Below are 25,511 nucleotides of genomic sequence, written 5' to 3' on the forward strand. Positions count from 1 at the left end.
ATTACTAAAAACATTCAAGCGACAATTTTTTCCTTAAACACAACGCGTACACCAACAAAAAAACACAACCACTTTCAGTTTGAAAGCTGGGATCATAGCACAAAATGCAAAAAACTTAAAACAAAGGGGCCCCCGCAAGGGAGCCCCCCCATTCTTTTACTGTCAATGCAAGATTATCGCATGGACAGCTTGTTGTCATCCGCATTTTGAGCCGACTTCAGCCCCTGCGGGGTCGCTCCAACCAGAGGCAGGATCGACCGGTCACCTTGCGGCAGGACTTTGAAATAACCCCATTGTCCCGCCTGCTGGTACGGCGTGCGCGCATTCAACCACAGGTAGGTACCCGGGTTGTGGTACGTGCCGCCGGCACCATTCCGCAGGTGCGCCTGGATGTATTCACCAGCTCCAAACTGCTCAACGTCAATCATATCAGACCCATCCTGGTCCATATGACGGCGCCACTGGTGGCCATCCAGGTTGAACATCTGATTCTGCTCATTATGGGCACCAAAGACGTTGATCATCACCTTGTCTCCGGCATGAGCCTTCAGAACCGGGGTTGCCGGCTCGCCATCCGCAGCCACACAGGGCGTGAACATGTTGCCAAAGTCACATCCCTCGTACTCGCGGTACAGCCAAGGCTCAAGTCGATAGTTGACGCCCGTCAAACCTGCCACGTTCTGCAGGTAAGGCATGAAGGACGTCCCGATGATGTTGTCTTCGTCCTGGAAGTACAGAGCGAAATCACGATAGTTTTCCATATCCGCATTTTCCGGATAGGACTTGTCGATGATGACGTCCGCTTTCCAGGAGTTGCCCAGGGAGATGTCTTTGCCCGTTTCGGGGTCGCGGTACACGGAACCCCGCGGACCGACGATGATACCGCCGTACAGGCCATCCCGGACGTTACCGACCAGGTTGCCGAAGTCCCAAATCAGCGATCCGTTGATCTTGAATCCCGGATGCGCGTAAAAGGTGTAAGCCTTCGACTTCCCGGGGGCGACCGTCTGGTCTCCCGGATTGTTACCCACGTTGATACCCTGAGAATCCCTGGGATCAAACGCGATGTTGTTAACATGCAAAGAAGTGTTGCTTTCCTTCAAACGATTGGTGAGCTTGACCTTCACACAGTCGCCGATGTTGACCCGCAACGTCAGCGGATGCGGCATCACATCGTCGTCCGAAGCCTTGCTCACTTCGTTTTCCAGCATGAACACTTTACCTTCCGGGTTGGCCAGCATCAGCTTGCGCTCAAAGTCCACCTCGAGGAAATCATCTGCGTTCGGGTTGAACTTCAAAGCCTTGTCAACGGCAACCACGTTGAACTGCTTCACCGGTGCATCTGCAGGACACAGATTCTTGTTGGATTTCGGAATCGGTCGATGCGGATTCAACGGTTTCAGGTCTTTCTGCAGTTCATCATAGACCCGGAAAATACCCCAGCTGCCTTCCGACAGATGAGACGTCCGGCCATTGTAGAACAAGTAGTCACCGGCCATCTGCTGGTAACCACCTGCCGTCGTGGCCAAATCGTACCGCTCAGCGATACCGATATGGATCGTGTTCGTCACGCGGGAGTCACCGTCGTACCGCTCCGGGCGGTAGCCGTGACCCGACACGACAAACGTATGGGTCTCGTTCTGCATGCCGTGCAACAGGCGGAACACAACGCTGTCACCCACATACGCCCGCACAAGAGGGGTATCCGGATCGCGATGCTTCAAACTGCTGAACAGCCATTGCGGGTTCGAATTCGCCCTCAAACGCGACGTCAGCGACGCGGCGCGGAAGTTGAATCCACCACCCGTGGTGTGCGTCCCACCATTCAAATGCGGGAACGCAACTTCCAACATGTCCTGCGGCATCTGGAAGGAAACCGACTGACCGGCTGCAATCGCGTTCTCACGCGAAAGACCCGGAGGATTCCCCTTGCGTACCAGCTGTGCCGTGTGCGGGACCGTGTCGTGAAGCTGAACCACGATTTCACGGAAGGCGCCGCTGCGCGAATACGCAACCGGTTCCGTACCATGAATATCCACCACCGGACCACTGCGGACCGTCTTGCCGGTCTTCGGATCGTGATACGTCGAACCCCACGGCTCTACGATGGTCGATCCAATACCGCCGTGCGGCCACGTCGTGGCGCCGAAAGCGTGATCGTGCCAGAACACAAGGCCGACGTCCGCATCCACCCACCAGCGGTACCGTACGTACTCGGTGGACACAATCTGACCCTTCTGATGCGGATGGCTCATGGCCTCCGAGAAGGTGATCGTGTACACGCCGTCCTTGGCGAAGCCTTTGGACGGGTCCGGGCTGATCTTTTCAATCCACCGTGCGTCCTTCTTGTTGGGCACTTCAATGCCTACAATGATGTCCGCACCAACATGGTAGGGGGTCGCCCCGTCTGCCATCTTGATTTTCACGGTGTTCGCACCCGGCTTCGTGGACTCCAGAAGCTTGGCGTTCATGGGCACCGGCATACCGACGTGGTGCCCCTTTTTCATTTTCTTGCTGAACTGCGTGTACGGACGCATCGACTGGTCGTAACTGAAACCGGTGATAACGCCGTCCGACGCCTGGTTGTCGAACTGGAAGAAATGCGGATGGATGTTCACCTTCGACATCTGGAAGTTGGTGAAATCATCGTCATTCCATTCACTCGTCAACAGCACGTCCACACAATCGTACACGTTGGCGCGGATGACCAGCGGGATCGCTTTTTTCGGATCCGCTTTCACCTCGGCCATTTCTTCATCGATCACGTAAATCAGACCGTATTTATCCATGACCGGCGCGATTTTGCCATAAGCGCCGGACACCTCGATCGGTGTGTTGATGAAGTGGAGGTTGTACTGTTTACGACCGGCACCGTCCGGACACAGACTCCAACGTCCATGCGCGCCCGGTTTGGCCGGCGAAGAGTTTTCCACGTTGGGACCGGACTTGCCGCTCCCCGACTCGGAATGCAGAATCTTCGGATCGGGAAGCATATGGAACGGTTCCAGCCACGGAGCGCCACCGTGATGCCGCGCAAACGGAACCCGTTTGCCAAAATGCGGCGTCATGTGCGGCCACGCCAGCTTACCCGTAAGCGGGCTGAACTGGAGCGGATGCCGCTTGCCGGGGCGCGGAGAAATGTACTTCGGAACCTTGTACGTGGTTTCCGGCTCGGACAACGCCTGAGTGCCTTTCCAGTCGTAATCCCAAACCGATCCGTCGTACGCCAGGATCTGTCCTTTCTCATCGTCCGTGTGACCGGGCTTGCCTTTGGGCGGCAACATGTACTTGACCCAGTCTTTGACGTTGACGACCGGAGATTCCCGGTTCCAATCACTCTTGCCTTTATCCGTGATCTGGAAGTGCTTGCCAAACCAGTCCATGGACTTGCCGACCAACTGGTCCGAAGTCACACCTTTGGGAATCCGGCCCTGACGGTCCGGAAGCTCCTGCAAAGGCGGCATGACGTCCGTGGATCCGAACGGATAATTGCCATTCTGCAGGGTGTTGTACACACGCCAGTACCCCCACATTCCAGCCACGTAATGATGCGCCACGTGACAATGGAACAGGAAGTCACCCGCGAGCCGCTGGCAGAGGCCGGAACCACATTCGGTTTCCAGATCCACCACCTCGGACGGGCCGATGACTTTTACGTCAACACGGTCAGTCGTGGTGCGAACAACCGGGTATTTCACGGGACCGTCCCACGCTGCGGTGGTCAGGTTTTCGAGGCCCGGCTCCCGTTTCGGGGAACGCGTCCAGCGGATGGTGCCACCGTGCGGATGATGGGAATGGAACACCTCACCCCCGCCGTGAACCAGCCGGAATTTGGCCGGGTCACCGAGATACGATCGTGGAATCGTGGTCGGTGCATCGGCAAAGGTGTAGGAGCTGTATCCCAAGGACTCATCCTCGAAGTGGAACATCTTCTCCTGAACAGCCAGGTTGTTGATGCCGAACGGCTCACTGCGATAGTTGATCGCACGCGCTGACGGCCGGTAAGAGTCCGTCTGCGGATCGCGCTGCGGAATCATTTCACCATGGCGGTTCAGCGGACGGAACGATTCGTCGCCGACTTCGTGGTAGAAAATGACGAATTCGCGGAAGTCCTTGGATTCCTTATTGGCGATCATCGCCATCCAGCCGTTTTCCAGAGCCTCACCGTTCCACGGGTTCAAATAGGTGGAACCGCGCGGCTCAACCATGAACGCACCCACGAGACCCAGAGAAGACGGATCGCGACCGGAATGGCTGACGATCATGTGCGCGCCTTCCTGCTCGTCAATCGGGATGTACCATTCGAACTCCTGGCTTTCGCCGGGGCGGATGATCGCTCCCTTGGTCGCCGCCGTGTTCGGAGCACCGCTTTCACTGATGATCATGGCCGAACCATTGATCTGAAAACCGGCTGACTCGTATTCCAGCTTGTTGTGAAAGGAGATGCGTACACAATCACCCTGATTGGCGCGGATGGCCATAGGCTGAATGGCATCGCCCTGAATGCCCGCGGACACCGCACCCGCATCCAACGCATCTTCCCGGGCTGCCGCATTCTTCTCTTCTTCGGCACGGACCTTATCGATGTCCTTGGTCAGCACGTACATGTAGCCGGGGTAGTAATCGCCCCACTGGTTCAACGTGATTTCCACGTTGATGGCGCTGACGTCATAGTGCTTGGTCGGCACGCCGGCGGGACAATGTGCACCCTTGTACACCTTGTTAGCGGCCTTCGTGGGTCCCAACAGGTAACCCTGCTGCAGCTGATGCGCCGCCCACGACTCATGAAACATACCCTGTGACGAAGCGGGGACGGCATGTTCCATCAGCTTGCCCTTGAGGTTGTCCATCAGGGTGCGGAAGGTTTTATCCAGCTTCTGCTGGTTGCCTTCCAAGCCTTCCATCATCTCTTCGTAGTTGACCTGGTCTTCCAGTTTCTTCAACCACTCAGGACGATCGACACCCGCATGCCCCTCATGTTCTGAGTTCGCGAGAGCCGGAGTCACACCCAGACCCAACGCGGTCAGCAGGACAACGAGAAGCTGCCCCACCCACTTTGATGTTTTAGCGATTGCCATTTGCGACCTCCTAAGATTCTTCCGCTAAATAAAAATAATAAACATGAATCTTGGAACCTATATAGAAAAACCCACTGGGTTATTCGCGCTTGCTCAGCGTCAACATGACTTCCTCCTCGGCGCGCTGAACGGTGACCGATACCGATCCCCGCTGATAATTCTGCCGAAGAATATTTTCAAAATGCCCCCGATTGAGGACATCCTGACCATTCAGGGAGGTGATCCAGTCACCCACCATCAGGCCGCCCTGATCGGCGGAGCTACCCGGCTCCACCCGTGTTACCAGAACGCCTTCTTTTTTCTTATCCGAATCCTGCTCCTGGCCCTGCACTTCCCGTTCCAGTTCCGACCAGTCGAACCCCAACTCGGGAAGTGGATTCGCCTGCAAAGATGCGATCTCCACCTGCTCCTTGCGGTGGCCCAACTGCACGGACAGGGATTGCGCCTTGCCGTCGCGCAATATATCGAGATGAATGTGTTGCCCCGGAGACACGTTGCCGATCAAACGAATCATGCCATTGGGGGAACCCACGGCGGAGCCGCCGATTTTAAGAATGATGTCACCCACCTTGAGACCGGCCTTGTGGGCAGGTTGTCCCTCAAAAATGGAATTGATCATCACACCCTCACCTTTTTCCAGATTTTCTTTGAGGGCCAGGTCGTCCGGAACATTTTCAATGCCGACTCCCAGCCAACCGCGGTTGACCTGGCCATGCTCGATGATCTGTCGGGAAACGCTCTTGACCACATTGGAGGGAATCGCAAAGCCGATGCTTTGCGCATAATTGATGATGGCGGTATTGATACCGATGACCTCGCCACGGATATTGAGTAACGGACCGCCGCTGTTGCCCGGATTGATGGAGGCATCCGTCTGAATAAAATCTTCATATCGGGACAGGTTGATGTTCTCCCGATTCAATCCGCTGATCACGCCCAGACTCAAAGTGTCGTTCAATCCGTAAGGGTTGCCAATGGCCACAACCAACTGACCAATCTTCAACATCGATGAATCGCCCAGCGCCACTTGCGGCAGGACCTCATCGCTATTCACTTTCACGACCGCCAGATCGGTTTCTTCGTCGGCACCCAGGACCTCACCCACAAATTCCCGACCGCCGTACAACGTCACCTTGATTTTTTCAGCCTGCTTCACCACATGAGCATTGGTGATCACATAGCCATCGCGTCCGTTGACGATCACCCCGGCACCGGCATTGGTCGGGCGCTTGCGCAACGACTCCGGAGTCCCCACAGAACCCGTCGGCACGAACGGGGAGATGCTGACCACCGCAGGCAGCGTATGCTCTGCCAAGCCCACCAGCCCCGTTTCCACTTCCGCCAAAACCTGCAAGCCACGGCTCACGGAATGTTCCGCATAGGCTCCGTCACTCCATGCCAGACAAGCAACAAACGCCAACATATAAATGGAAACGAACCGGCTTTTCATGTTTCGACCCTGCCAGTGCTCCGCCTGCAAATCGGGTGTATCTCCTAATGCAGAAACCCGGAAAGAAAAGAAATGATGGAGGAATTATTCCGCTTGGGGTGGACCGAAACAGGTCTTGCACCTTACAGATCGCCTCACATTCGAAACCTGGATTACCGTTTTTCTTCCTAACTGCGGTCCCCATCGGCGCAATGGGCACCCCAAAAACCCATTGTTTTCAGGGTATTAAATTCGATCCATACGCGGATAGTGCCTGAAAAAATAAAGGCTTTGGAGCCCTTGGAATCACTTTATATATACATAATTCGTTGGGGTGTCAAGCAAAAAAAACCACCTTGCAACCCGGTGTAAACCTTGGTAAATAATACACTTTCTTTTCCCTCAGCAGGCTTCTGGTGTACACTTGCAAAACATAAAACATTATGGATTCGGGAGTTTAGGAATGGATTGGCAGGAGTTCGAAAACAAATCAGCCGCCGCGGTTCTCGATTGGGCGCTGGATCGCTATGGGGAACGCGCGGGCATCGCCTCCAGTTTTGGCCTGGAAGACATGGTGCTCATTGATCTTGCCCACCGCACCGGCAAGCCGTTCACCGTGTTCACGCTCGATACCGGCCGCCTGCACGAGGAAACTTACGAGATCATGGAGAAGACCCGCAACAAGTATGGCATCCCCATCCGCGCGTATTTTCCAAACGCGGAAGCGGTGCAACAACTGGAGCGGGAGAAAGGCCTGTTTTCGTTCCGGGAAAGCCTTGAAAACCGCAAGGAGTGTTGCGGCATCCGCAAGGTGGAGCCGCTCGGTCGCGCCCTGGCGGAATTGGAGGCGTGGATCACCGGCGTGCGTCGCGAACAAAGCGTGACCCGCACCGACATCGCCAAGGCGCATGAAGACAGCGACCACCCGCCGCTCGTCAAATTCAATCCGCTGGCCGACTGGACCGAGGCGCAGGTGAACCAGTACATCGCCGAACACAAGGTTCCGGTCAATGCCCTGCACGCCCGCAATTATCCCAGCATCGGTTGCGCGCCCTGCACGCGCCCTATCGAACCCGGAGAAGACATCCGCGCCGGACGGTGGTGGTGGGAAAACCCCGAACACAAGGAATGCGGCCTGCACCGTCCCCGCTGAAGCCCCATCCGCTCCGCTCAGGCCACTCCCGGTTGCGCTACCGGGTCGGCATCCTCACCACCCCCGGCCCATTCCAAGAAGAATACAGACGTTCAGGATTTTCCAGCCCGGACTCCGTCGATGGAAAAACGAGTCGCCTTCCTGATAACGGCTTTCCAGAATGCTCTGTGACAACGACGTTTGAGCGTGCATGCGCTTGCCGATCCCCAGCTTGGGAAGGTGGAATAGGAGTTGAAATTAGGCACGAGTATAAATAAGATTCGACATCATAAATCAGTGCAAACCTCTTGTTGAAAGCACATCCATCCATGTCCGAAGCCATCATTGAAAAAACCCGCCAGTTCGCTCAATCTTTTTTTGCCGACGACGGGTCCGGCCACGACTGGTGGCATGTGCATCGCGTCTGGCAGACGGCGTGCACGCTGGCCGATGCGGAAGGGGCCGACCGCACGGTCGTCGAAATCGCTGCCCTGCTGCATGATGTCGCCGACTGGAAACTCGGCAACGGCAGTGAGGAGCCGGGTTACGAAACCATCCGCAATCTATTGAAGGACGACCTGCCCGCCGAGACGGTGGAGCGGGTGTGCGCCATCATCTCCCAGGTCTCGTACAAGGGGGCCGGGGTGAAGACGCCGGTCGATTCGCTGGAAGGCCAGGTGGTGCAGGATGCGGACCGGCTGGACGCCATCGGCGCCGTGGGCATCGCCCGCGCTTTCGCCTACGGCGGCAACCGGAACCGCCTGATCCACGACCCCGGTCACGAGCCGGTGCTGCACCAGAGTTTCGGCGAATACAAAAAAAACAAAGGGCCCTCGATCAATCATTTTTATGAAAAGCTGTTGCTGCTCAAGGACCGCATGAACACGCCCACGGCGCGCGCCATTGCAGACCAGCGGCACCGCTTCATGGAACAGTATCTGCAACAATTTTTCGGGGAATGGGATGGAAAACTCTAGCCAGGTTTTGCGTTGCGCCAAAGTGCTGTCGCTGGCCGACTCGATTTTAATTCTGACCAGCGCCGGTATGAGTGCCGACTCCAACATCCCCACCTTCCGCGACAAGGAGGGGTACTGGAAAAACTTTCCGCCGTTCAGGTCCAAGGGGCTGGAAGCACAGGACCTGGCTAATCCCTGGGCGTTTGAAAATGAATTGGAACATGCCTGGGCGTTTTATGAATGGCGGCGGCGCAACGCCAACGAGAACCAGCCGCATCCCGGCTACCATATCCTGAATCGCTGGGTGGATGAAGTGTTCGAGAACGCGTTCATCCACACCACAAATACCGACGGCTACCATTTGCGATCGGGTGCGGCGGCGGACAGGGTGAAGGAAGTCCACGGCTCCATGTGGCGCTTGCAATGCACGCGGCCCTGCTCCGGCGATTTCTGGGACGAGCCCGCGGTGCCGTTGTGCGACCTCGATTACGACACCATGAAAGCAGCAAACTTTCCAACCTGTCCGCATTGCGGAGCCGTAGCGCGCCCGCACATCCTCATGTTCGGCGACGCCCAGTACATCGGTCACCCCGAACAGGAAAAACGGTTTTCCAGCTTCGTGCAGAATCCGGTGGACGCGGTGCTACTGATCGGCAGTTCCGGGGCCGTGCCCACCAACGATTATCTGGCCGTGCATTTTCGCGATCAGGGTGTGCCGGTGGTCAACATCAATCTGGACTCCAGCGCCAATTCGATTCTGCGCACGGAGTTCATGCTGGAAATGCCGGGCAAGGCAGCACTGGAAGCGCTGGACAAGGCATTGAGTTCGTTAAAAAACTGAGGTTTCATTGAAAAAATCCCCGGTCCCCCCCGTGCGTCACCGAGGCGTTATATGATCAAAAAATAGGCGTTTCCTCGTGTCAGAAAATATAGTATTCTTTGACCTGTTCGACAGCTTTTCCTGAGTCACCATAGTTTCCAGCAAGGAGTTTCACAATGCGCATTCTGGCAATCGTGTTGGTCTTCTGGTTGTCTCTGGCAGCCAGTGCTTCCGCTGCCTGCAAGAAGGAAGAAGTCTGTACCATGATGAAGACCCTGGGGCATTTTGACATTCTGAATCAATGCCCGAATGCCGCTCCGCTGTTGGTGGAATGCAAGAAGGTTTCGGAAACCCGGATGGAAGCCCTGCCGGCTCCCAATTTTGTCGAAAACGGCGACGGCACGGTGAAGGACACGATCAACAAACTGACCTGGGTCAAGGCCGGCATTCGTGACCAGAAGTACTCCCTGCAGGAAGCCGAGGAGATGGCTCTGACGTCACAACTGGCCGGCAAAACCGGATGGCGTCTGCCGACATTGCCCGAATTGAAAACCCTGCTTTACAACGATCGAGTGACCAATGCCAGTGGACAGAAAGCCTGGGTCAACCCCATTTTCGATGATGGGCGGGGCCATTATTACTGGACCTCGACCACCTGCGAAAAAATTTCTGTCATTGAAGACCGCTATCAGGAAAAACTCTGCCAGCAAGGCGAGCAGGGAGCCTGGTTGATTCATTTTAATATTGGGGCCATTTTCTGGCACCACACTTCGGCCAAGAACTATTATGTCTGGCTGGTCCGAAATAGCGATTAATACCTTTCCTTTCAACCGGTTCTATCTTTCACACCGGATGCGGCGATCCTTTACGCCCGGGTCGCCCCTCGGCCCCTGCCCGAAACACGTCATACTTTACAAAAAAAAGAACCCCAGCTCTCTCTCGTTCATCGAACCATCAAGAAGAGGGTTCATTGCTCCTTCAACTGAAACAAGGAGGATCCCATGACAGATATTCTTGAAGAAATCAGTAATTACATGTCGTCTCCCGTTCTGCGTATCGATTCCGAAGCCTCGGTTCAGGACGCAGCCATCCTTATGGAAGCCAATCATGTTGGCAGCCTCATCGTGGAAGAGTACGGGGACGATATTGGAATTCTGACCGAGCGGGATTTCACCCAGAAAGTTCTGTCTAAAGGAAAAAACCCGGAAGAGATCAAGGCCACTGAGATCATGAGCCAGCCCATCAAGAGCATGGACCGGTATATGCCCATCGAGGAAGCCAACCGGTTCATGCAAAAAAACAAGATCCGGCATCTGGCGGTGACCGAAGAAGACAAAATCGTCGGTCTTCTTTCCGTCAAAGATCTGGTGGCTTATTATTCCAAAGATTTTCAGGTCCGGGAGGACTTTTAAGGTTTTACTGTTGCGATCTGTGGAGACACTGAATTTCAAAAACCGGTTCGTGAAGCTGGGAGGCGAGTTTTATCAATACAAGGCTCCGGCTCCCGTCACGAACCCGTTTCCGGTCGCCAGCAATCCGGACGTGGCGGCATTGCTCGACCTCGATCCCAACGCGTTCGACCGGCCCGAGTTCTGGCAGTCTTTCGGCGGCAACCACGCCCTGCCCGGAGCCCAGCCGCTGGCGATGGTGTATTCAGGCTTCCAGTTCGGCAATTACAATCCGCAACTGGGAGATGGACGCGGTCTCTTGCTGGGAGAGATTGAAAACGACCGCGGCGAAAGCTGGGACGTGTACCTGAAAGGCTGCGGCCAGACCCGGTTCTGCCGTGGCTTCGACGGGCGCGCCACCCTGCGCTCTTCGATCCGCGAATACCTGTGCGGCGAGGCCATGGCCGGTCTCGGCATTCCCACCACCCGCGCCCTGGCGCTGGTCGGCATCGAGGAATTGATCCAGCGCGAACTGCCGGAACCCGCCGCCGTGCTGGTGCGCGTCGCCCGCACCCACATGCGCTTCGGCAACTTCGATTACTTCCACTACACCAATCGTCCCGGAAAAGTCACGGAACTGGCCGACCATGCCATCCACTGTTATTTCCCGGAACTGGAAACGGCGCCGGACAAATACGCGCAACTGTTCGCGCAGGTGGTGGATCGCACGGCGTGGATGATTGCCTGCTGGCAATCGGTGGGCTTTGCGCACGGCGTCATGAACACGGACAACATGTCGCTCCTGGGCGAAACCTTCGACTACGGCCCGTATGGATTCATGGACCGGTTCAATCCGATGTTCATCCCCAACCATTCGGACATGCACGGCCGCTACTCCTACGCGCAGCAACCGCAGATCGGCCACTGGAATCTGGCCAAGCTGGGCGAAACCCTGACGCACCTGGTGGAGCCGGAGCGCCTGCAACAGGAACTGGAACGGTATTCCGCCCGCTTCAACCATTACAACCGCACCCTGATGGCGCGCAAACTCGGACTCAGCGTGCTGGATGCGGAATTCGACAGCCTGGTGAGCGGCATGATTCAGGTGCTGTCCCGGCACAAACCCGATCACACCAATTTCTTCCGCACACTTTCCGGGTTTCGCACCGGATCGCTGGCCACCCTGCGCTCGTATTTCCCGGGCAATCCGGAAGAACTCAACGCCTGGCTCGACCGCTACACACGCCTGCTTGAGCGGGAGGACATCACCCCCGAAGAACAGCAGGAAGCCATGGACGCGGTCAATCCGAAATTCATTCTGCGCAACTACCTGGCGCAGGGAGCCATCGACCGGGCTCTCAAGGAAAATGATTATTCGGAAATCGAACGGCTTCGGGTTATCCTGAAATACCCGTTTGGGGACCAGCCGGAGGTGTTCCGGAAATGGGACATCGATCCCACACACTACGCAAGCGACACACCGGAGCCTTACCTCGGCATGCAGGTCAGCTGTTCCGCGTAAGACCCTTTGATTCATTCCATAATATTTAGCTTTCGATCTCTGCGGTCCCACCCGGCCGCCAACCGTGAGAAAGGATTTTCTGTATGATTATGTTTGAAGGTGAAATCACTCAAACCAAAGTGCCGCCGAACAAAGCGGAGTTTGAGAGGGAGCTGGTGATCTGGATCGAGGAGACCAGCAACGAGATCGAGATCACCCTCGACCTGAACACGTTCCAGAAAAACCAGTTTGCCGTGGGCGACAAGCTGTCGATCAAAATCGAGAAGCAGATGGATTTCGATAGTCTCGCCCGTGACTTCTTTAAAGAAAACCAATAATCCCCCAACCGCAAAACAGGGCCGGCATGAGTCTTGATCGTTTAGGCGAATTCGGGTTGATCGCCCGCCTCCAGTCCCACATCCCCACCCAGTCCAGCCGGGTCGTCCAGGGCATTGGTGACGATTGCGCCGTTTTCTCCCAGCCGGGAGGAAACTACCAGGTCGTCACCGCCGACGCGTTGATCGAGTCCGTTCATTTCGATTTGAAGACGCACACGCCGGAGCAGCTGGGATGGAAAACGGTGGCGGTGAATGCCAGCGATGTGGCGGCAATGGGAGCCCTGCCCCGCTTTGCCGTCATCACCCTGGGCGTTCCCAAAAACACTCCGGTGCGATTTCTCGACCGTTTGTATAAAGGCCTCAACCGGGCCTGCCGGGAATTCGAGATCGACCTCGTCGGGGGCGATACGGTGTCCACGCCCAAACACTGGATGATCAGCTTGACAGTGTTCGGCGAGACCCATAAAAAACGCCTGTTCACGCGCAAGGGGGCGCAACCGGGAGACGCTCTCCTGGTGACGGGCACGCTCGGCGACTCCGCCCTCGGTCTCAAAATCCTGCAATCGCCGCGCAAAAAATGGACCGGACGCGCCGCCGATCGAAAACACTTGGTGCAACGCCACCTCGAACCCACCGCCCGGGTGCGGGAAGCGGCCAAACTGGCCCGCTCGAAGTGGCGGGTGACTTCGATGATCGACCTGAGCGATGGTCTCAGCCAGGACTGCAACCACATTCTGAAAGCCTCCGGCGTCGGCGCGGAGGTGTGGGAATGCGCCCTCCCCTTCAGCCAAGCCTTTGAAAACGTGTGTGCCGGGAACAGGCTCCGGGCCGGCGAACTGGCCTTCCAAGGAGGCGAGGACTATGAATTATTATTTACATTAAAATCTGAAGATGTTAAAAAATTATTGGAGTCGTTTGTTAAATACGGAACACCTGTGACTCAAATCGGAGTGATTTCGGCCCGGAAAAATGGGGTCACTTGGGTCCGCAGCAACGGACGCCGCCAAGTTCTCCGAAATCCTGTGGGATTCAATCATTTTAAAGAAAATGGTTGAGCAACGACCTCATCCCGCGCAGGGAAACACTTCATTGATACAGGCATCAGGTTCCGGCCTTTTGGGGGCTTAAAAGAACTTTTGGACGAGTCATCAATATTACCCCGGTCCGTCTTGCTGTTTTTTCTGCTGGGGCTATCCGGATTTTTTGCGGCATGTGAAGCGGCCTTCTTTTCACTCAACACCGCACAGGTAGCCTCGCTCCGAGAACACAAAGGACGGACAGGGAATTTAGTCAGCGACCTGCTTCAAACGCCCCGCGAACTGCTCATCACCATTTACATCGGCAATGAGTTGGTCAACATTGCTGTGTCCGCGCTGGCAACATCCATCGCCCTGACGGTGTTCGGGGACATGGGGGTGGCCATCGCCATCGGTATCGGCACCTTCCTCATTCTCCTCTTCGGCGAAATCCTGCCAAAATCCATGGCCCTGAATTTTGCGGAACGGTTCGCCCTGTTTGCGTCCTTTCCGCTCAAGGTATTCGCCTACCTGGTGCAACCCATACAGAAACCATTCGTGCGCATGGCTCAACGGGTCATCACCTACCTGGGCGTGCCGACTTTCGAGGAAGAAGGCATCATCACCGATGCGGATTTCCGCGCCATGGTCAAGATCGGCGAGGGAGAAGGCATCATCGACGCCGAGGAAGGCGAACTGATCCACAATGTGATCGAATTCGGGCAGAAAACCGTCGAGGAAGTCATGACGCCCAAGATCGACATGTTCTACCTGACGATCAATCAGAAGATGGATGAGATCATGCCGCAGATCACCGAAAACTTTTATTCCCGCGTGCCAGTTTTTGAAGAGGACGAGGAAACTCTCGTCGGTGTGCTGCTGACCAAGGATCTCGCCAACTACCGGCAGTTGCCTGCCGACAAGTTCAACCTGAAGAGCATCGTCAAACCGGCGCTCACCGTGCCCGCTTCCAAAAATCTGAAGGACATGCTCAAAAACTTTCGCAAGGCACAACGCCACATGGCCATCGTCCTCGACGAGTACGGCAGCATCGACGGATTGGTGACGCTGGAAGACGTGCTGGAAGAACTGGTCGGCGAAATCGACAGCGAAATGCGCCGCGAGGAAAGCTACATTCATAAAATCACCGAAAAGCGTTACCGCCTCAAGGCCATGCTGAGCATCGAGGAATTCAACGCCTACTTCACCGCCGGCCTGCCGGACGAGCAGTTCAACACCATCGGCGGATTCGTATTCGGGCTGTTCGGGCGCGTCCCCCGCTCGGCAGAGACCATCACCTTCGACCGGTTTAAATTCCGCGTGGAAAAAATGAAAGGGGCACGCATCCTGAGTCTGCACCTGACCGTGAACGCCATCAAAAAACCGAAGGCTGAAGTGATCGAGGAGGAGGCGAACAATACCTGATGGATCTCGGAACGACTCTCATTCTGGTTGGCGCGTTCATCCTCATGGAAGGTTTTTTCTCCGGATGCGAGATCGGCATGATCTCCGTCAATCGCATCCGCATGGAGCAACTGTCTGGAGAAGGTGTGCGCTCCGCCCGTCTTATCAATAAGCTGTTGCAGACGCCGGAACAACTGTTCGCCATCACCTCTCTCGGCACCAACCTTTGCGTGGTCAGTTCCACCGCTGTGTTCACCAGCTACCTGGTAACCCATTTCGGCCGCTGGGGCGACTTTCTGTCGATGCTGATCATCTCCCCGTTCATTCTGTTCGCGGGAGAGATCGTGCCCAAGCTCATTTTCCAGAGCCGTTCCGACGCCATCATGTCGGCGATGGTGTACCCGCTGAACATCTTCAGCAAAATTCTGGCGCCGTTCAACGCCCTGTTCACGCACCTCAACGCATTCATCTATAAGAAAATTTTCAAACAGTCCGACGTCCCCACCTACACACGCATCAGCCGGGAACAAATCCGCCACATCTCGCACCCGGAATCCGACACATCGGAACTCGAACCGGAAGAACGGGTGATGATTCACAAAATTTTCAATTTCGGAGAACTGTCGGCGGAGCAATGCATGGTGCCGTTGATCCAGTTGTACGCCATCTCGGACACGGCAACGGTGGAGGAAGCGAACAAACTGGCCAATGAATCGGGGTTCTCGCGGCTTCCCGTTTTTCATGAACGCATGTTCAACCTGATCGGTATCCTCAACACCTTCGACCTGTTGACCGTGCCGCAGGACGCCAGCCCGATCACCGATCTCATCCGGCCCGCGTATTACATTCCGCCGAACAAAAAACTCGACGACCTGTTGAAGGAGCTGCAACAACGCGGCCTGCATCTCGCCATCGTGGTGGATGAACACGGCGGCTGCGTCGGCATCATCACCATTGAAGACCTGCTGGAACAGATCGTCGGAGAAATCGAAGACGAGTACGATGAGCCGCAGAAGTATTATGAAAAATACGATGAGGACGGGTACCTCGTGCAAGGCGACATCGAAATCGCCATGCTCAACGAAGAACTGCACCTCGACCTGCCTGAAGGCGATTACGAAACGGTGGCGGGATTGATGATCGACCGGCTGGAAAAAATCCCGGTGGCGGGAGATCAGGTGATCGTAGAGGGGTGCCGGTTGACGGTGAAGGAAGCCAGCAAACGCAAAATCAACTCCGTGATCCTGCGCCGGCTGCCTCCGGATTACGATGCGGAAAATAAAGATGAGGACCCGGTCGGGAACGGCGGCACCACGCCGACTGTCAGAGAAAAACCGGCTCCGGATGGAGACGACCAACTGCTGCCGGAACAGCCGCCTGTTGAAAAAAAGAAAAAACCGGAAAAGGCCTCATCCCTGTCTTCCCCGCGATCCTGATTTCAAAACCGCCGGATCAACCCGATTTCCCGATACGCGTCCTGCAACTGCAAAAACCGGATGTGGGCCTGCTCCACTTCCTCGCCACCCCGATGCGCCACACGATCGGGATGATACAGGGACGCCAGGCGGCGATACGCCTTTTTGATTTCCTCATCGGTGGCCGATACCGGCACCCCCAGCACGCCGTAAGGCGTCACCAGATCATCAAGAGATAATTTCTCGCGAATCGCGTTGTGCGTTTCATGGGAAAGATCCAATAGGCGCGCCAGCTCATTGATCTCTTTCTGCGTGCCTTCCGTTAAGGAGTCCTCGACCAACGCAACCTGATAGGCCAGCGTCAACAACAGCGAGCGGTATTTCGATTCCGTCGCCTGCTTGTATTGTTTCACCACCGGCTTCAAATCCGGATTGAGGCCGTACACTTCGCGGATGACGCGATTGATGCCTTCGAAATCTCCTTCCCGGTAATTCAGGTTGCGCACAAAAAAGCGGTAGATGGTTTCCACTTCGCGGGGGCGCACCGTGCCCTTGATCATGGCGATTTTTGTCATCACCACGATGACACAGGTCACAAACACCGGTTCGTTCTTCACGCCGGGGAGGCTTTTACGCACCAGCTTTTGAAATTTTTTTGACACGACGTGCTGGGTCACGCCACCAATCACCGCACCCAGCGGACCGCCTCTCAAAAATCCAAATCCGGCACCCAACAACCAGGACATAACCAGAATTCCAAAATCAAAAAGATTGAACAGGTTGCTTCAGCTTCAATCAACCATACAACATTCGCCTGCCCGTTTTCACTTCAAAACTCGGCAAGACTTGATCGGACGAAAGGATCCGGGTACTCTTGGCATTCTTAAAAAATAGTCCTCTTGTCCGGGAGAAGCCAGGGATGGTCAAACACATTGTCATGTTCAAACTGAAAGAAAAAACTGCGGAGAATGCGGACAAACTTGCGAACGCGCTGGAAGGCATGCAGGGGAAAATCGAAAGTTTGAGGTTTTTGGAAGTGGGCCGCGATTTTAAAGAGTCGGAACGTTCTTTCGACATCGCCCTGGTCACTCATTTTGACGACCGCAAGGGATTGGAAACCTACGCCGCCCATCCGGTCCATCAGCCGGTCATCGCCCTCGCGCGCGAATTATGCCAGCCTACCGTTGTCGTCGATTATGAGATTTGAAGAGGGGTATTGGGCCCGTTCCGGGCTAATAAAATCCGCATAACATAAATAAAATCTTGTACTTTTGGGGTACCAGTGATAATCTTTGTTGGCTCTTTTATGCACATTAACTGTAAATTAGTTATTCAAGAAAATGAAAAAAATTTGAGTTTCGAGTGCAATCAGAGTTAAATAAGCAATTTCAAAAGCGGGATCACCTTATTCAACAATTTCTTTTTCAAAACATGTACCCACACCTCGATCGAAACAGGAGACTGCGCGGTGGCTGTTAAAAAGAAAAAATCTGCGAGCAAAAAGAAGTCTGTGGCCAAGAAAAAAACAACGAAAACCAAGGCCAAAGCTCTGAGCCGGACCAAGAAAAAGACTACGGCCAAAAAGAAGACCACCCCTAAGAAAAAGGCGGTCAAGAAAGCGCCGTCGAAAACCGCGAAAAAGGCCAAGGCCAAGGTAAAAAAATCCACGGCCAAGGCGAAGACCAAAAAGAAAACGGCTTCTTCCAAAAAGGCTGTTCCAGCAAAGAAAAAAACGGTAGCCAAAAAAACGGCCCAAGCCAAAACCGCTCCGGCAAAGAAAAAGGCGGCGATGAAGGCCGTTCCCAAACCCAAGCCGACGCCCAAAGCCAAGCCGGCGCCCAAAGCGAAGGCCACTCCCAAACCCGAGGCATCCTCCGAGCCGGAAGTTCATAAGGAACCGCCGCCTCGCAACCTGGACCCGCTCCTTCTCAAAATCCGCGGCCAACTGATCCATCAGCGCAACGAACTGATGACCATGATCAAGTCGTCGCAGGAAGTCGAGCGCAATGTGGGCGAACTGACTTTCAGCAACGAAATCGATCTGGCCTCCAGTCTGGAAGGCAGGGAAATGGCGTTTCAGCTGTCGAGCCGGGAACGCAACGAGCTGAAAATGATCGAAGAGGCGCTTTTTAAAATGGCGAAGGGGACTTACGGCGTGTGCGAGGGATGCTCGAAAAACATTCCAGTGAAGCGTCTGCAGATCATGCCGTTGACGCCGCTTTGCATTGAATGCCAGGAAAACCTGGAAGTTTCCTGAAGCAATAGGCCGCCACGCCTGTTACTGGCCGTGGCACTTTTTGAATTTTTTTCCACTGCCGCACGGACAAGGGTCGTTGCGGCCCACCTTCTTGTCATCCCGGCGTACCGGTTCCGCTTTCGCATCCTCGCCCTCACCGCCGCGATGTTCCCGCACCTTCTGGTTTTCGCGTTCCTGATTTTCCTCCAGCGCAGAAACGGTTTCCCGTGTGATCTGTGCCTTGAACAGAAACTCGCAGATCTCTTCCTTCATGCGGAAATTGGTCTCGGTGAATAACTGAAAGCCTTCCTTTTTGTACTCGTTCAGCGGGTTTTTCTGCGCATAGCCGCGCAAACCGATGCCTTCCTTCAGGTGGTCCATGGCCAACAGGTGTTCACGCCACAGGTTGTCCAGCACCTGAAGCATGATCATGCGTTCCGGATAGCGCAAGACTTCCGCGCCGAATTCCGCTTCCTTGGCGTCATAGTGCGCGGTCACCGTATTCATGAGCGTTTCGTGGAACGCCTCCGCCGTGCACTGTTCCAAATCAAGACGGGTCTCGCCGCCAATCACCAATTCTTTGTCCTCAAGTTTGGCGATGCCGACTCCGAACACCCGCTCGGCGTAGGCGTTGACCTGCTCGATGTCCCATTCTTCCGGATACACTCCCTCCGGACAGAATTCATCGATGCGTTCTCCCAGCACTTCGTCGGCCATGTCGTACAACAATTCCTTCTGGTTGTTCGACCCCAGGATTTCTTTCCTCAACGCATAGATCACCTCGCGCTGCTTGTTCATGACATCGTCGTATTGCAGCAGGTGTTTGCGGATTTCAAAATTGTGTGCTTCCACCTTGCGCTGGGCGCTTTCCACCGCCTTGGTGACCATGGCGTGCTCGATGGGTTGGCCGTCCTCCATACCCAGTTTACCCATGAGCCCGGAAATCCGATCGGATCCGAAAATGCGCAACAGGTCGTCATCCAGTGACAGGAAAAACCGCGACGATCCGTTATCGCCCTGGCGACCGGAACGACCGCGCAACTGGTTGTCGATGCGACGGCTTTCGTGGCGTTCCGTGCCGATGATGTGCAGTCCTCCCAAATCCTGAACGCCCTCCCCCAACACAATGTCCGTACCGCGGCCGGCCATGTTGGTGGCGATGGTGACGGCCTTCGGCTGTCCCGCCTGCGCGATGATCTCCGCTTCCTGCTCGTGATGCTTGGCGTTCAGTACGTTGTGGGGGATGCCACATTTTTTCAGGTGCTTGCTCAACAATTCGGATTTTTCGATGGAAATGGTTCCGACCAGCGCCGGACGGCCCGCTTCATGACATTCGCGGATCTCTTCGAGAACGGCATCGAACTTTTCCTGTTCCGTGCGGTAAATGAGATCGGCGTAATCTTCCCGCACCATCGGCTGGTTGGTCGGGATCACCAACACCTCGATGCCATAAGTCGAGTTGAACTCTTCGGCTTCCGTGTCAGCGGTACCGGTCATGCCACCCAGTTTTTCATACATCCGGAAATAATTCTGAAAGGTGATGGTGGCCAGTGTCTGGTTTTCATTTTCAATCGTCACCCCTTCTTTCGCTTCCAGCGCCTGGTGCAGACCGTCGCTGTAACGGCGGCCGGACATCATCCGCCCCGTGAACTCGTCGATGATAACGACCTTGCCGTCTTTCACCACGTAATCCACTTCATTCTTAAACAGCGCGTGCGCCTTGAGTCCCTGGTTGACGTGGTGCAGGATTTCAATCTGCGCTGGGTCGTACAGGTTTTCAACATTGAGCAGTTTTTCAACCATCGATATGCCGTCGTCGTTGAGCGCCGCCGACCGCGCCTTTTCATCCACTGTGAAATGCGTTTCCTTTATCAGCTTGGGAATGATGGCATTGATGACGTAGTACTTGTCCGTGGACTCTTCACCGGGACCGGAGATGATGAGCGGCGTGCGCGCCTCGTCGATGAGGATGCTGTCCACCTCGTCCACGATGGCGAAATGCAAATCCCGCTGCACAAAATCCTCGGCGGAAAACTTCATGTTGTCGCGCAGGTAGTCGAACCCGAATTCGTTGTTGGTGCCGTAGGTGACGTCAGAGCGGTAGGCTTTTTTACGTTCCTCATCGGGCATGTCGTGATAAATCACGCCCACTTCAAGACCCAGAAAGCGATAGACCGTTCCCATCCATTCCGCGTCGCGCTTGGCCAGGTAGTCGTTGACGGTGACCACGTGCACGCCGCGGCCCGTCAACGCGTTGAGGTACACCGGCAGGGTGGCGACCAGCGTTTTACCCTCACCGGTTTTCATTTCGGTGATCTTGCCTTCATGCAGGGCCACGCCACCGACCAACTGCACATCGAAGTGCCGCATCTTGAGCGTACGCCAACTGGCTTCCCGCACCACCGCAAACGCTTCCGGCAGGAGTTCATCGAGTTGCTCGCCACCTTTCAGACGCTCCTTCAACTCCTGGGTTTTCGCCTGCAACTGTTCGTCCGACAAAGGCTGAATGCTGGATTCCAGTTCATTGACCCGCCCCACGTAAGCCTGGATGCGTTTCAACTCGCGGTCGTTGCGGGTGCCGACGATTTTTTTGATCAGTCCTAATACCATGGGCGTGTGGGTCCTGTCAGGGTTTGATTTTTGAAGACCAGATTAACATAAAAGACCGGTGGACTTCCGCAGTCTTTCAACCATCGAGAACCGACGGCGGGAAAACCTGTCCCGGCAGAAAGGGATCGGGACACGGTTCATGCGTTGACATGTCACATCAGGAAAGGAAATAGCTCCCGGCCGGGCAGGCCGGGTCGCAATCGGATCAATCTTCCAGAATGTAGTTGCGTGGGTTGGCCGGAATCCCGTCCACGATGATTTCATAATGCACGTGGGGGCCGGTGCTGCGCCCGGTGTTCCCGACCAGGGCAATCAGATCGCCACGCTCCACCCGGTCACCCACTTTGACCACGTTCTTGGAGTTGTGACCGTAACGGCTGATGACGCCATAACCGTGATCGATTTCAACCAGGTTGCCATAACCATACTGCCGTCCGGCGGTGATGACCTTGCCGTCCGCGGTGGCGCGAATCTCGGAACCTTTGCGCGAAGCGATGTCCAGACCCTCGTGCTTTTCAGGAAGACCGGTAAACGGAGACTTGCGATATCCAAACCCGGATGTCACCCAACCGCGGGTCGGCCAGATGGAAGGCGTGGATGCCAGCAGCGACCGCTGGTTTTTGAAAAACTCGTCCAACTCATGAAAGCTCACCTGTCGCAACTTGGCCTGGCTGGTGAGGATGTTCAGGTCCCCTTCCAGGCTGTCGAGCATGGCCTGCACTTCTTTATCCAGTGCCGTGCGGATGCTGTGGCTGGAAAGGCCGTGCGGTCCGCCCACGCCCCAGTTCTCGTCTTTGGGTTTGGAGTCTTTGTCGAGAGCCGTGATGATGCGCAGCTTCTTCTCAAAATTTTCCAGACGGGACATTTCGGTTTCAAAAGTACGCACCCGTTTGCCAAATTTTTCGATCTGCACCTTCTGGATCTTGCTCGTGCGTTTCAGTTGGGCCAGTTCAATCTTCTCCTCGCTGGACTGCAAATACTGCTGGGTCAGGTAGGTGAGCGCACCCCCACAACCCACTGCCAGCGCCAGACTGGAATAGAGTGCAATCTTGGCGAATTTCTTGGAAATCTGGAACCGTTTGGGTTTTTCCGTGGCCTCGGGAAAAACCACTATGGTGTAAACATCTTTATCCACCATACCTCCTTTTAATTTTTACTTTTCAAGCCCTTAAACGCCATTGCCCCCGCGACGGCTGAAAACGTCTCAAGGTTATTGCTTAGCTCCTTTGTTGTCAATGGTTTTTGAATATCGGATATCCTTAATCCTTATCGTCAAAAACCTAATAAACATAAAATCAATTGCTTATCAAATTTACAGGGTCAGTCATTTTTATCCTCCAAATCACGGATTCTGTCCCGCGCCTGGAGGTGGTTGGGATTGATTTTTAAGACCTCCCGGTATTGCGAGCGGGCTCCTTCCCGGTCACCGGTTTCTTCCAGCAGCAGGCCCAAACTGAAGTGCGCCGCCACCACTCCCGTAATGTGGTTGATTTCCATGTAAACCTGTAGCATCTCCCGGGTGCGTTGAGTGGCTTCCTCTTTATTGCCGGCGGAGTAATCGCGGAAGCTGGCCTGCCGAAGACTCTGCGCCAGAATCAGACCATACTGCTTCGCCACCTCGGTGTGGCCCGACTTCAAATGATAGCGGTACTCGTTTTCAAACCGATCCGGCTTCCCCATCCGCTCATAAATCATTTTGAGGTTGCGGTAGAACATCAATTCGGAAGGATGCACGGCGATGGCACGCTTCACGTGTTCGAGCGCGGCGTCATACTCCTTGAGATGGGTCAGCGTCGCGCCCAGTGCATTCCATGCAAGCGCCAGTTTGGAATCCAGTTCGACGGCGCGCTGCAACGGCTGTTTGGCCTCCTGATATTTCTCCAACTGGTAATACGTATAACCGAGACCGTACCAGGCGGGCGCCGCTTCCGGATTTTCGTTCACGAAATTCTGGAAGAAGGTTTGCGACTCGTCGAGTTGCCCGGCCACCTGATAGGCACGCACGATGCCACGCACGGCGTAATGGTTGTGCGGTTCCTGCCGCCACAGGTTGCGAAAAATTTCCAGCGCCTGCGCCGGTTTCTTGCGCAGCAGATAAATCTCGCCCTTCTGCAACGGAGCCAGCCGGTCCCATTCCATATGCGGCGCCTGCGCGTTTACGGAAACAGGCAGCATCGCCGCGCACAGGCAAACCATCAGCAGGGAACGCATCATCATTAAAAGACGGGACATGAACGGCACCGGGTCAGGCTTCGACCATGGGGGTTTCAAACTCGTGATGGGCCAGGTTTTCGAATCGAGTGAACTCTTTGATGAACGCCAGCTTGATATCGCCGATGGGACCGTTACGCTGCTTGCGAATCAGGATCTCAGCCGTCCCCTCTTCCGCAGTCTCCGGATTGTACACCTCGTCGCGGTAAATGAAAGCGACCACATCCGCATCCTGCTCAATGGAACCGGACTCACGCAGATCGGACAGCAGCGGACGCTTGTCGGTGCGGCTCTCCACCGCGCGGCTCAACTGCGACAGGGCCACGATGGGTACGTTCAACTCCTTCGCCAGCCCTTTCAGTCCGCGGCTGATTTCGGAGATTTCCAGCTGGCGGCTTTCGGTTTTCTGGATGCCGTGCATGAGTTGCAGGTAATCGATGATCACCAGCCCCAGGTTGTGCTCGGCTTTCAAACGCCGGGCGCGGGCGCGCACATCCAGCGTGCTGACCTGCGGACTGTCGTCGATGAAGATCGGCGACTCCGACAGCCGCCCTGCCGCCGCCGTCAGGTTGGGCCAGTCTTCCCGCGCCAGAAAGCCGGTGCGCAGTTTCACCGAGCTGACCCGCGCTTCCGAACACAACAGGCGCACGCCCAATTGTTCCTTCGACATTTCCAGGCTGAAAATCGCCGTCGGCACCTGGCGCTTGCCGGCGGCAAAGCGGGCGATGTCGAGGGCGAAACTGGTTTTGCCCATACTCGGCCGCCCGGCGAGAATGATCAGGTCGGAAGGTTGCAGACCGGAGGTCATGTGGTCGAGGTCCTTGTAGCCGGTCTCGATGCCGGTGACCATGCCCGGACTTTCGAATAGTTTCTCTATGGAATCGAAGCTGCTTTTGATGATCTCGCTGATGCCGAAAAAGGAGCGGCGGGTGCGGCGTTCGGAGATCTGGAAAATGGATTGCTCGGCGCGGTCGAGGATCACCTCCGCGCCTTCCGAATCCTCATAACTGTGGGTGACGATTTCGGTAGCGGTCTCGATCAGGTCGCGCAGGATTTTCTTTTCGCGGATGATCTTGGCGTGGTAGCCGATGGCCTCCGCCGTGGGCACCAGATTTTCGAGGTAATCGAGGTAGTCGAGATTGCCGACCTGGTCGAGGACATGCTCGCGGCGCAGGCGGTCGGCCAGGGTGAGGATATCGATGGGTTCGTTGTCCTCGAACAGGCTCTGCATGCCGCTGAAAATCTTGCGATGCGCGGCCTTGTAGAAATCCTCCCCACTCAGGATTTCCAACGCGCGCGCGAACGCGTCGTTGGAGCCGAAACAGGCGGCGAGGACATACTGCTCCGCCTCCTCACTGTAGGGAGGCAGGCGTCTTAACGATATGTCGGAGACATCCGGCATGGGCGATTCCTGTCAGTGGGGTGAATGAATCCGCCGGACCGGTCGGGGGTGCTACCGCCTCAAGCGGATTCGGTTTCGTTCGCTTCGGCTTGCGCAGCCGCTTCCGCCTTCGGTTCTTCCTCGCCGACCACGGTCACATGAATTTCCGCCGTGACTTCCGGATGCAGCTTGAGGGGAACCTTGAACTCACCCAGCGCCTTGATCGGTTCGTTCAATTGAAGCTTGCGGCGGTCGATCTCCACGCCTTGTGCTTCCACCAGATCCGCGATCTCCTGCGAGGTCACCGAACCGAACAGCTTGCCCTGCTCGCCGACCTTCTTGGTGATCTGGATCTTTAACTTGCCAAGGGTCTCGGCCTGCGTCTCCGCCTCGCCTTTCAGCTTTTTGAGCTTGCGCTGAATCAGGCCCTTGTGGTGGTTGAACTGTTTGACCGTCTTGGCCGTGGCCAGAATGGCTTTGCCCTGCGGGATGAGGTAATTGCGGCCATAGCCGTCCTTGACCTCCACCTCTTCTCCGAGAGCGCCCAGTTTATCGACTTCTTCGAGTAGTAAAAGTTTCATCTTCTGATCAACACT

21 protein-coding genes are annotated in these 25,511 nt (G+C 55.5%); 12 read left to right on the forward strand and 9 right to left on the reverse strand.

Annotation, left to right across the window (positions count from 1 at the left end):
* Window positions 1-173: 173 nt before the first annotated feature.
* Both QML71_RS08150 and QML71_RS08155 read right to left on the reverse strand, forming a co-directional pair.
* Window positions 174-5,078, reverse strand: a complete 4,905-nt coding sequence (locus QML71_RS08150; RefSeq protein ID WP_282011430.1) for a multicopper oxidase domain-containing protein — start codon at window positions 5,076-5,078, stop codon at window positions 174-176.
* A gap of 79 nt (window positions 5,079-5,157) precedes the next feature.
* A complete protein-coding gene (locus tag QML71_RS08155; protein WP_282011431.1) occupies window positions 5,158-6,528 on the reverse strand; it encodes a trypsin-like peptidase domain-containing protein in 1,371 nt (456 codons plus the stop codon).
* Between the two features lie 442 nt (window positions 6,529-6,970).
* Here QML71_RS08155 and QML71_RS08160 point away from each other — a divergent pair, with 442 nt between their 5' ends.
* From QML71_RS08160 to QML71_RS08205, 10 genes are all read left to right on the forward strand, one after another.
* Complete coding sequence (locus tag QML71_RS08160) at window positions 6,971-7,660, forward strand: phosphoadenylyl-sulfate reductase (protein ID WP_282011432.1); 690 nt, start codon at window positions 6,971-6,973, stop codon at window positions 7,658-7,660.
* A gap of 308 nt (window positions 7,661-7,968) precedes the next feature.
* Entirely contained in the window at window positions 7,969-8,616 is a 648-nt protein-coding gene (locus tag QML71_RS08165) for an HD domain-containing protein (protein ID WP_282011433.1), read from the forward strand.
* Complete coding sequence (locus QML71_RS08170; RefSeq protein WP_282011434.1) at window positions 8,603-9,436, forward strand: SIR2 family NAD-dependent protein deacylase; 834 nt, start codon at window positions 8,603-8,605, stop codon at window positions 9,434-9,436. Before QML71_RS08165 ends, QML71_RS08170 begins: the two co-directional genes overlap by 14 nt.
* Before the next feature lie 155 nt (window positions 9,437-9,591).
* Entirely contained in the window at window positions 9,592-10,230 is a 639-nt protein-coding gene (locus QML71_RS08175; protein ID WP_282011435.1) for an Lcl C-terminal domain-containing protein, read from the forward strand.
* A 186-nt stretch (window positions 10,231-10,416) separates the two neighbouring features.
* Entirely contained in the window at window positions 10,417-10,827 is a 411-nt protein-coding gene (locus QML71_RS08180; protein WP_282011436.1) for a CBS domain-containing protein, read from the forward strand.
* A gap of 19 nt (window positions 10,828-10,846) precedes the next feature.
* Complete coding sequence (locus QML71_RS08185; protein WP_282012583.1) at window positions 10,847-12,325, forward strand: protein adenylyltransferase SelO; 1,479 nt, start codon at window positions 10,847-10,849, stop codon at window positions 12,323-12,325.
* 83 nt (window positions 12,326-12,408) lie between these two features.
* Window positions 12,409-12,642, forward strand: coding sequence for a hypothetical protein (locus QML71_RS08190; protein ID WP_282011437.1), 234 nt, complete (start codon window positions 12,409-12,411; stop codon window positions 12,640-12,642).
* A 26-nt stretch (window positions 12,643-12,668) separates the two neighbouring features.
* Window positions 12,669-13,697, forward strand: a complete 1,029-nt coding sequence (gene thiL, locus QML71_RS08195) for a thiamine-phosphate kinase (RefSeq protein WP_282011438.1) — start codon at window positions 12,669-12,671, stop codon at window positions 13,695-13,697.
* Between the two features lie 114 nt (window positions 13,698-13,811).
* On the forward strand, window positions 13,812-15,083 hold the full coding sequence (locus tag QML71_RS08200) for a hemolysin family protein (RefSeq protein WP_282011439.1): 1,272 nt from the start codon (window positions 13,812-13,814) through the stop codon (window positions 15,081-15,083).
* Window positions 15,083-16,498: a hemolysin family protein gene (locus tag QML71_RS08205; RefSeq protein WP_282011440.1), complete on the forward strand. Its 1,416-nt coding sequence runs from the start codon at window positions 15,083-15,085 to the stop codon at window positions 16,496-16,498. Before QML71_RS08200 ends, QML71_RS08205 begins: the two co-directional genes overlap by 1 nt.
* A gap of 2 nt (window positions 16,499-16,500) precedes the next feature.
* On the opposite strand, the gene QML71_RS08210 is transcribed toward QML71_RS08205, so the two are convergent.
* On the reverse strand, window positions 16,501-17,223 hold the full coding sequence (locus tag QML71_RS08210) for a DnaJ domain-containing protein (protein WP_282011441.1): 723 nt from the start codon (window positions 17,221-17,223) through the stop codon (window positions 16,501-16,503).
* Between the two features lie 173 nt (window positions 17,224-17,396).
* Here QML71_RS08210 and QML71_RS08215 point away from each other — a divergent pair, with 173 nt between their 5' ends.
* Window positions 17,397-17,684, forward strand: a complete 288-nt coding sequence (locus tag QML71_RS08215) for a Dabb family protein (RefSeq protein WP_282011442.1) — start codon at window positions 17,397-17,399, stop codon at window positions 17,682-17,684.
* Window positions 17,685-17,851: 167 nt separating this feature from the next.
* On the opposite strand, the gene QML71_RS08220 is transcribed toward QML71_RS08215, so the two are convergent.
* Entirely contained in the window at window positions 17,852-18,283 is a 432-nt protein-coding gene (locus tag QML71_RS08220; protein WP_282011443.1) for a hypothetical protein, read from the reverse strand.
* Between QML71_RS08220 and QML71_RS08225 the strand changes: the two genes are divergently transcribed.
* Window positions 18,267-18,734, forward strand: coding sequence for a TraR/DksA family transcriptional regulator (locus tag QML71_RS08225; RefSeq protein ID WP_282011444.1), 468 nt, complete (start codon window positions 18,267-18,269; stop codon window positions 18,732-18,734). The genes QML71_RS08220 and QML71_RS08225 overlap by 17 nt on opposite strands.
* A gap of 21 nt (window positions 18,735-18,755) precedes the next feature.
* Here QML71_RS08225 and secA read toward each other — a convergent pair whose 3' ends face one another.
* The 5 genes from secA to rplI form a co-directional block, all read right to left on the reverse strand.
* Window positions 18,756-21,323 (reverse strand): preprotein translocase subunit SecA, encoded by a 2,568-nt coding sequence (secA, locus tag QML71_RS08230; RefSeq protein ID WP_282011445.1) that lies wholly within the window; start codon window positions 21,321-21,323, stop codon window positions 18,756-18,758.
* A 205-nt stretch (window positions 21,324-21,528) separates the two neighbouring features.
* Window positions 21,529-22,461 (reverse strand): M23 family metallopeptidase, encoded by a 933-nt coding sequence (locus QML71_RS08235; RefSeq protein WP_282011446.1) that lies wholly within the window; start codon window positions 22,459-22,461, stop codon window positions 21,529-21,531.
* Window positions 22,462-22,643: 182 nt separating this feature from the next.
* Entirely contained in the window at window positions 22,644-23,555 is a 912-nt protein-coding gene (locus QML71_RS08240; protein WP_282011447.1) for a tetratricopeptide repeat protein, read from the reverse strand.
* A 13-nt stretch (window positions 23,556-23,568) separates the two neighbouring features.
* The gene (gene dnaB, locus QML71_RS08245; protein ID WP_282011448.1) at window positions 23,569-24,936 is read right to left on the reverse strand and encodes a replicative DNA helicase; all 1,368 of its coding nucleotides are present in this window, start codon (window positions 24,934-24,936) and stop codon (window positions 23,569-23,571) included.
* A gap of 59 nt (window positions 24,937-24,995) precedes the next feature.
* Window positions 24,996-25,496: a 50S ribosomal protein L9 gene (gene rplI, locus QML71_RS08250; RefSeq protein WP_282011449.1), complete on the reverse strand. Its 501-nt coding sequence runs from the start codon at window positions 25,494-25,496 to the stop codon at window positions 24,996-24,998.
* Window positions 25,497-25,511: the final 15 nt, after the last annotated feature.

The organism is Nitrospina watsonii (assembly GCF_946900835.1).
Taxonomy (GTDB): Bacteria; Nitrospinota; Nitrospinia; order Nitrospinales; family Nitrospinaceae; genus Nitrospina; species Nitrospina watsonii.

Coding starts and splice junctions, on each gene's coding strand:
- QML71_RS08190 (WP_282011437.1), top strand. CDS start 12,409: ATGATTATGTTTGAAGGTGAAATCACTCAAACCAAAGTGCCGCCGAAC.
- QML71_RS08180 (WP_282011436.1), top strand. CDS start 10,417: ATGACAGATATTCTTGAAGAAATCAGTAATTACATGTCGTCTCCCGTT.
- secA (WP_282011445.1), bottom strand. CDS start 21,323: ATGGTATTAGGACTGATCAAAAAAATCGTCGGCACCCGCAACGACCGC.
- rplI (WP_282011449.1), bottom strand. CDS start 25,496: ATGAAACTTTTACTACTCGAAGAAGTCGATAAACTGGGCGCTCTCGGA.
- QML71_RS08240 (WP_282011447.1), bottom strand. CDS start 23,555: ATGTCCCGTCTTTTAATGATGATGCGTTCCCTGCTGATGGTTTGCCTG.
- QML71_RS08155 (WP_282011431.1), bottom strand. CDS start 6,528: ATGAAAAGCCGGTTCGTTTCCATTTATATGTTGGCGTTTGTTGCTTGT.
- QML71_RS08160 (WP_282011432.1), top strand. CDS start 6,971: ATGGATTGGCAGGAGTTCGAAAACAAATCAGCCGCCGCGGTTCTCGAT.
- QML71_RS08175 (WP_282011435.1), top strand. CDS start 9,592: ATGCGCATTCTGGCAATCGTGTTGGTCTTCTGGTTGTCTCTGGCAGCC.
- QML71_RS08150 (WP_282011430.1), bottom strand. CDS start 5,078: ATGGCAATCGCTAAAACATCAAAGTGGGTGGGGCAGCTTCTCGTTGTC.
- QML71_RS08165 (WP_282011433.1), top strand. CDS start 7,969: ATGTCCGAAGCCATCATTGAAAAAACCCGCCAGTTCGCTCAATCTTTT.
- QML71_RS08215 (WP_282011442.1), top strand. CDS start 17,397: ATGGTCAAACACATTGTCATGTTCAAACTGAAAGAAAAAACTGCGGAG.
- QML71_RS08210 (WP_282011441.1), bottom strand. CDS start 17,223: ATGTCCTGGTTGTTGGGTGCCGGATTTGGATTTTTGAGAGGCGGTCCG.
- QML71_RS08235 (WP_282011446.1), bottom strand. CDS start 22,461: ATGGTGGATAAAGATGTTTACACCATAGTGGTTTTTCCCGAGGCCACG.
- QML71_RS08170 (WP_282011434.1), top strand. CDS start 8,603: ATGGAAAACTCTAGCCAGGTTTTGCGTTGCGCCAAAGTGCTGTCGCTG.
- dnaB (WP_282011448.1), bottom strand. CDS start 24,936: ATGCCGGATGTCTCCGACATATCGTTAAGACGCCTGCCTCCCTACAGT.
- QML71_RS08225 (WP_282011444.1), top strand. CDS start 18,267: ATGAAGGCCGTTCCCAAACCCAAGCCGACGCCCAAAGCCAAGCCGGCG.
- QML71_RS08205 (WP_282011440.1), top strand. CDS start 15,083: ATGGATCTCGGAACGACTCTCATTCTGGTTGGCGCGTTCATCCTCATG.
- thiL (WP_282011438.1), top strand. CDS start 12,669: ATGAGTCTTGATCGTTTAGGCGAATTCGGGTTGATCGCCCGCCTCCAG.